7 protein-coding genes are annotated in these 7,637 nt (G+C 28.4%); 6 read left to right on the top strand and 1 reads right to left on the bottom strand.

Annotation, left to right across the window (positions count from 1 at the left end; all coding sequences use genetic code 11):
* The first annotated feature begins 120 nt into the window (after positions 1–120).
* On the top strand, positions 121–945 hold the full coding sequence (locus tag GOQ29_RS07515; protein WP_203372031.1) for a hypothetical protein: 825 nt from the start codon (positions 121–123) through the stop codon (positions 943–945).
* A 548-nt stretch (positions 946–1,493) separates the two neighbouring features.
* Positions 1,494–2,333, top strand: coding sequence for a hypothetical protein (locus GOQ29_RS07510; RefSeq protein WP_252187553.1), 840 nt, complete (start codon positions 1,494–1,496; stop codon positions 2,331–2,333).
* A 941-nt stretch (positions 2,334–3,274) separates the two neighbouring features.
* On the opposite strand, the gene GOQ29_RS07505 is transcribed toward GOQ29_RS07510, so the two are convergent.
* Positions 3,275–4,123, bottom strand: coding sequence for a DMT family transporter (locus tag GOQ29_RS07505; protein ID WP_203372030.1), 849 nt, complete (start codon positions 4,121–4,123; stop codon positions 3,275–3,277).
* A gap of 302 nt (positions 4,124–4,425) precedes the next feature.
* On the opposite strand from GOQ29_RS07505, the gene GOQ29_RS07500 reads away from it, so the two are divergent.
* From GOQ29_RS07500 to GOQ29_RS07485, 4 genes are read left to right on the top strand one after another with little or no spacing between them, the layout of a single operon-like run.
* On the top strand, positions 4,426–4,965 hold the full coding sequence (locus GOQ29_RS07500) for a helix-turn-helix domain-containing protein (protein WP_203372029.1): 540 nt from the start codon (positions 4,426–4,428) through the stop codon (positions 4,963–4,965).
* Between the two features lie 12 nt (positions 4,966–4,977).
* Entirely contained in the window at positions 4,978–6,021 is a 1,044-nt protein-coding gene (gene potA, locus GOQ29_RS07495; protein ID WP_203372028.1) for a spermidine/putrescine ABC transporter ATP-binding protein, read from the top strand.
* Positions 6,022–6,855, top strand: coding sequence for an ABC transporter permease (locus GOQ29_RS07490; RefSeq protein ID WP_203372027.1), 834 nt, complete (start codon positions 6,022–6,024; stop codon positions 6,853–6,855).
* Positions 6,849–7,634, top strand: coding sequence for an ABC transporter permease (locus GOQ29_RS07485; RefSeq protein WP_203372026.1), 786 nt, complete (start codon positions 6,849–6,851; stop codon positions 7,632–7,634). Before GOQ29_RS07490 ends, GOQ29_RS07485 begins: the two co-directional genes overlap by 7 nt.
* Positions 7,635–7,637: the final 3 nt, after the last annotated feature.

Genomic DNA, 7,637 nt, shown 5'->3' with positions numbered 1-7,637 from the left:
ATTAACTTATAGAAAGTAATACTATGTAACTTTTATGTTACAAATATATTGTACTAGGAGGTATGTAAAAAGTAACAAAAATTTCTTTTGCAATATAATATAAAAAATGGAGGTTAGATTATGAAAAAATTTGTTAGCATTTTATTGGTCTTGACCATTCTCACGCTCTCGACAACTGGGGCTTTTGCATCTACTACTTATAACTCACGGGGATCTAATGCAATGAAACCTTCTATTTTGGCAAATAAGACACTCACACGAGAAGAGACTTCTCAAATTGAGTCAGAAATTGCTACATTAAATAATTATCATATAGATACATCAATCATTAAAAGAGTTAATATGACGGCAAGGGGTAACGAGTATATCCTAAACTATAAGAATGTTGATGAAAAAGTAATTATAGAAAGCAGTGATGATGAAAGTTTAACCGTTATTGCTAGTGATGGAAAAAAAAGTAATGTGATTTCTTTTACGAAGGACGGTAGTATTATACTTGATGGTCATAAAATTCAAACATCCCAAGAATACCAGATGGATACGAATACAGCTGTTATGCCAACCGGAACAGTTTACAAAAGCGTGAAGTCTCTTTCCCCATATGGTAGTTTAACGCCTTCTGATTATAACAAATATTTGACTTCAGGAAAACAGAATAGGTATCTAGGACAGGCTTTAAACTCTCTTACAATTACTGCCTTAGCTGCCATTATCGGCTTATTTCACCCTTATTTAGGAATAGCAGTAACTTTGTCAGGCGTAGCTCAGGGAGTTTATAATGTTCTTGTTGCAGTAAATCCTAGAACCCAGTATTTGGGTTGTACATATACAACTTACACAGCTGGAGCCAGTGATTATAAATATATTAATAAATTTTATGCGAACAGAGAATGTACAGGAACGTATCGTCGAGCAATCAGCTATGAACACTTTATAATTTATTAAAAGTGTCCATAGTATTAATGAAGATGCAAGATTTTTTGATAGATTAATTTAGATAGAGTAAAATAAAGTGAACCAAAGTATATAATAAAAAGGTAAAGCCATCGGTGACTCCAAATAAGGTAATTGTCGAGAAAACCATAAAGGAGTAGATAAACCGATGGCCTACTTGAATTCTACCTAATCTTTTGAAAATAAGCGGTCAGAAGCTGCACGAATGAACGTTATTAAAGAACAAACATGATTGAACGCTTCAATCAATAGATTCGCAGAAGAACTTAATCTGTGAGAATCTTATCAATTTTTGATTCATATGTGCGATTAGCAACTTCATATTTGATCGAGTACAGCGAAGACGGGTAGGCAGGAAGAGGCTATATAGACTCAAAGAATATCAGTTTAACTATAAGGGGCGATTTAAAGTAGCATAAGCCTATCTGAGGAATGACTTCAAGCAGATAGACCTATTGGGGTTTTCACAGTTTTCGCGCATATTACTTGACAATATCGTTTTTTTATTGGAAGAATAGGAGAAAGGTTGGATGAAAATTATGATCAAGAAAAAAAACCATAAAAATAAAATAGTTTATAATAATTATCAGTTTTATGAGAATGCTGCATTGACTGGATTTATGGAGAAGCAAACGATAGAAGGCTATAGTCTTTGTGGTGCAATGGGAAAATTTTTAAATATACTAAAATTTTGTTATGCAAAAACTGAAGTACCAAAGTCATATGCTATTTTTCGCAAGCATTTAGACAAAGAGATAGATGAAAAGATTGAAAATATGAAAACTGGCAATGGTAAAATTATATGCCAGAATAATCTGTATATCGTATTCGAAAATGCTTCTAGAGAAGTTGGTGAAAAGAAATCAGAAATGATGGAAAAAAAGCAAAATATTTTACTTGGTGTTCCGATAAAAAAATCTATAGCTTTCGTTTCTATGTTATTTGTGATTTCTGTAATCAGTTTGGTTCTGAGAATATTATTGATAGAAGACGGAAATTTACATTTTAATTTTTTAAGTTTAGGACTTTACTTGGCTTTAATTATTAATTTCCTTTTTTATTTTATAGGTGATCTACACGATATTATTGCAGGTAAGGGAATATCTATAGATGGTAAAATGTATTTTTCTAGCCGCACAAAATTCAAAGATATATTATTTCGCATTGGTGATATACTTAAATTTGGAATATTATTGGGAAGTATTTGCATCAGCTTTGCACTTTTGTTAAATATAAAGGATGGAGTTATAGCGATTAATGTTTTAAGGATGTGGTTGATATACTGTATCATTGGTTATACGTCCAGGTTACGGTTCCAACGATCCTATATATCTTTGCTGTTAATTGAAGTGTTTCTAATAACACTCAGCTTATGGTAAAATAAAATCAGGAATTATATTGTTTTACTGGGAGACCTAATATAAGACTTTTTATGATTTTTGTTTTGAGTTGGACTAAATGAGGGATCGCCAACATTTTCTACAAAAACCACGCCAGGACAATTATTTGTATATAGCATACAAATCGTACCTAATGGATCTATGTCAATAATGTAGACACATATTTTCGAACAAACTTATGAGATTTTTCTACATTGATTTTCAACTTCCTGTGTAGTTAAATAATTAATAGATACATGAACTCTCTATATATTGAAAAATAGCTAATTTTAAAGATTTAAAATCATAATACTATAAATTGCAATATTAAATGTCCGTAAAAATCAAATAAAAACAAAACATCCAGTAGAACTTGCATAATGCTAATTTCTACTGGATTTATTATATTAATAACATCATCTGAGTTCCATACGTCAAATCTTTGTCGCTTACAATATTTTTGCACAGTTTCTAAATATTATAGATTGAATAAGTTCGATAACCTTTGGGTTTATCGGACTTATTTTTTTATCTATCAAATTTTTTTCTTCATTTTTGGCAAAACCACCCTTTCTATTTGTAGTAATAGCGAAAGGGAAGGAATCATGGGTTGTCTATTTCTTTAGAAGAACGAAAGGAGATGAAAAAAATGAAGGCAACTTCCCATGAAGAACACAAAAGACATATATTTGACAGTTCTTGGGAAAAGCATTGAAGAATGAAGTCATCAATATTCAAAGGCAACTACAACGTCAACGACAGATAGAAGTATCGTTTTCCGACTTATCAGAACAGGATATGAATCAACTATCTGTAACGGATGATTACATGATTGACAATGATTTGGATAGGTTATCTTAGAGTAAAATTATTGTAGGCAAGAAATATTAAAAAATTAAAAAAGATGCCCGGACCCGGAGGTTCTGAGGTGACCCCAAAAACTAAGCCTTTTTTCTATTAGAATGATAATTTGTATAACCGGCAAGTATAATTAATCCTCCACCTATAATACTTAAGATACCAGGAATTTCTGACCATATAATTAATCCTATAATTGTAGAAAAAATTATATTAGTGTAAGTATATATAGATAATTCACCTGCTGGTGCATATCTATAAGCATTTGTCATTAAAAATTGAGCAATTGTAGCAAATATTCCAAGGGCCAATAGACCGAGTATTTCTGTTCCAGTAGGAATTATAAATTGTCCAGAGAGCATAAAAGGAATCATTGAGATTGTTGAAATAAAAGTGAAATAAAATACAATTGTTTCTGATGAATCAGTATGTCTTAAATGTCTTATAATTGTATATGCAGTTCCTGCGAAAAAAGCTGATAGTAGAGCTACAATATATGGAATTAAAGATATATTAAACTCTGGTTTTATGACAAAACTTGCACCTAATATAGCAAATATTAAGGCAATTATTTGAGCTCCTTTAACTTTTTCATTTAAAAAAAGTGCTGAAAGAATCAATACAAAAAATGGTGACATTTTATTAAGCATTACTGAATCAGCTAAAGGTAGACGAGATAAGGCAAAAAAGTTTGCAGCAACTCCTAGTAGACCGAAAATACTTCTTAGGATTAAAAATTTTTTATTGTTCCCAAAGATTGGTTTTTTATTTCTAATTAATATATAAGTCGCTACTATTAGTCCTAATAAATTTCTAAAGAATATCTTTTCCGTTACAGGAAATCTGTGTAAAGACTTGACAGTAGCTGACATTAAAGCAAAAAATAAAGCAGACAAGAGAATTAAAATTATGCCTTTTTTTCTGTCAGTCATTTTATCCCTCCTTAAATTAATACAATACCTATTTTACACTAAAAATGAAATATGTAAATAGCTTATCAAATATCAAAATATTCTAATTATTATACGAGAAGTAATTATGAAATTTTATATTTATATAATATTAAACATTTAGATATTTGATATTATGTTTAAGATAATTAATATTATTTTATTAGTTTTTAAAAGATTATGATTGACTTAGATATTATAAAAAAGTATAATAATTACGACTATTGTTTAGTAATTATAAACTATAAGTTTAGTGTACTTAATATATTTAGAGGTGAGTAAAAATGGAAATAGGGAAAAAAATTAAAGAATTAAGAATTAAAAATTCTTTAACACAAGAAGAATTAGCAAATAGATGTGAACTTTCTAAAGGTTTTATATCTCAGGTTGAAAGGGATTTAACTTCGCCATCTATAGCTACTTTTATTGATATGTTAGAAAGTTTGGGTACAAATTTAAAAGATTTTTTTAATGAAGTTGAAGAAGAAAAAATAGTGTTTACGAAGAATGATATGTTTATTAGTGAAGACAATGAATATAAATATGAATTAAAGTGGTTAATACCAAATGCTCAAAAGAATCAAATGGAACCTATATTAGTAACTTTGGAGTCTGGGGGAATGTCTAAAGAAGATAATCCTCATGAAGGTGAGGAGTTTGGATATATATTATCAGGAAGTATATGTATTTGTTTAGGAAATAAGAGATATAAAGCAAAAAAAGGAGATAGTTTTTATTATAAGGCAAATGTTAGTCATTATATAACTAATCCTAATAAGAGTAAAGCTAAAATTTTGTGGGTTTCTACTCCACCAAATTTTTAAGGAGGTTTAGACATGAATAACAATATAATAAGGTTAGAAAATTTACAAAAGATATATGGAGATGTTCAAGTATTAAAAAATATTAATTTAAATATTAGAAAAAATGAATTTCTTACTTTATTAGGTCCAAGTGGTTGTGGAAAAACTACTACTTTAAGAATAATTGGAGGATTTGAAAAAGCTACAATAGGTAATATATATTTTAATGGAAAAAAAATTAATGATTTACCTCCATATAAAAGACAAATAAATACTGTATTTCAGAAATATGCTTTATTTCCTCATATGAATGTATTTGAAAATATAGCTTTTGGATTAAAAATAAAAAAATTACCAAATAAAGATATAAAGAAAAAAGTAAGTGAAATACTTGATTTAGTTGGATTAGAAGGATATGAAAATAGGAAAGTTGATTCTTTAAGTGGTGGACAGCAACAGAGAATTGCAATTGCCAGAGCATTGGTAAATAAACCTAAAGTATTGTTATTAGATGAACCGTTGGGAGCTTTAGATTTAAAACTTAGGAAAGAAATGCAGTTAGAGCTTAAGAATATACAAAGGGAAGTGGGAATAACTTTTGTTTATGTGACTCATGATCAAGAAGAGGCTTTAACTATGTCTGATACAATTATAGTTATGGATAATGGAGAAATACAACAAAAAGGAAGTCCTGTAGACATATATAATGAACCAAGTAACAGATTTGTAGCTAAGTTTATAGGAGAAAGTAATATTATTGATGGAATAATGATAGAGGATTATGTAGTGGAATTTGCTGGTAAAAAATTTAAGAGTGTGGATAAAGGATTTAAAAATAATGAAGATGTTGATATTGTTATAAGGCCAGAAGATATAAAGTTAGTATCTGAGGAAGAGGGTATGTTAGTAGGAAATGTTGATTCTGTTATTTTTAAAGGTGTTCATTACGAAATGATAATAAAGGAAGAAAATAGAGAATGGTTAGTTCATAATACATTAAAAAAAGAAATAGGATCTAAAGTGGGAATTATAATTTATCCTGAAGATATACATGTTATGAAAAAGGAGAGAAATTAAATGAAAAAATTTACTTCATATCCTTATATAATTTGGAGTGTTATTTTTATAATCTTTCCTTTATTACTTGTATTATTATATGGTATCACTATACCTTCTAAAACTTCATTCTTTGGATTTAAGTTATCAATAGAAAATTTCCAAAGGTTTTGTGAGCCGATTTATTTAAGAGTATTGTGGAAGTCTGTATGGCTAGCAATATTGTCTACATTAATTTGTTTAATAATAGGATATCCTTTTTCTATGATATTAGCAAAGTCTTCATTGAAGAGAAGAAATAAGTTTGTTCTTTTAATAGTAATACCTATGTGGATGAATTTTTTATTAAGAACTTATTCTTGGATGACTATACTTGGCAAAAATGGAATTATAAATAATTTTTTACGAATTATTGGTTTGCCAGCATTAGATTTATTGTATAATGATGGAGCAGTAATATTGGGAATGGTTTATAATTTTTTGCCATTTATGATATTACCCATATATACAGTTCTTACTAAAATGAATAGAAATATATTGGAGGTAGCCGAAGATTTGGGAGCTAATCGATTTGTAATCTTTTCAAAAATTGTATTTCCATTAAGTTTACCAGGAGTTATATCTGGAATAACTATGGTTTTTATGCCTGCTGTTAGTACTTTTGTAATTTCGAAATTATTAGGAGGAGGACAATACTGGTTAATAGGTAATTTAGTTGAAGAACAATTTTTAAGAATAAATGATTGGCATTTTGGTTCTGCAATAGCATTAATCTTGATGATAGTTATATTATTTGCTATGGCAATAATGAATAAATATGAAGATAAAGAAGATAGAGGTGTGGGATTATGGTAGAAAAGAGTATTAAAAAGTTCTATATATTTCTTGTTTTTTTATTTTTATATGCACCTATATTAGTATTAATCATATTTTCTTTTAACAATTCAAGATTACAAGGATCTTGGGAAGGTTTTACTTTAAATTGGTATAGAGAGCTTTTTAAAAGTAGGGAAATAATGAAATCTTTATATTATACGTTGAGTATAGCAACTTTGTCTTCAATTATAGTTACAATAATTGGGACATTATCAGCAATAGGTATTTATAATATGAAGTCTTTTAGAAAGAAAATAATTTTAAACATAAACTATCTTCCTGTACTTAATCCAGATATAGTAACAGGTATTTCGTTAATGACATTATTTATATTTTTAAAAATAAGATTAGGCTATACAACAATGTTGTTATCTCATATAACTTTTAACATTCCTTATGTAATTTTAGCAGTATTACCTAAATTAAAACAAATGCCAAAGGATATGCCAGAAGCAGCTATGGATTTAGGAGCAACTCCTTTTTATGCATTTCGAAAGGTGATTTTACCAGAAATATCTTCAGGAATTGTTACTGGTGCACTTATAGCATTTACATTATCTATTGATGATTTTGTAATTAGTTTCTTTACCACTGGTTCTGGAGTAAGTAATTTATCTATAACTATTTATTCAATGGCAAGAAGAGGAATCGATCCTAAAATTAATGCTTTATCTACTCTCATGTTTGTGAGTGTTTTAATATTAATGATTATAATAAATAAAAGAAGTTCAAATAAATTAAAAAGAGAGGGTGTATAATTA

Origin of the sequence: Anaeromonas gelatinilytica, from assembly GCF_016820635.1 — a bacterium.
GTDB lineage: Bacteria > Bacillota > Clostridia > Tissierellales > SIT17 > Anaeromonas > Anaeromonas gelatinilytica.
The sequence above is the reverse complement of the archived record's forward strand: the minus strand, read 5'-3'. Positions and strand labels throughout refer to the sequence as shown.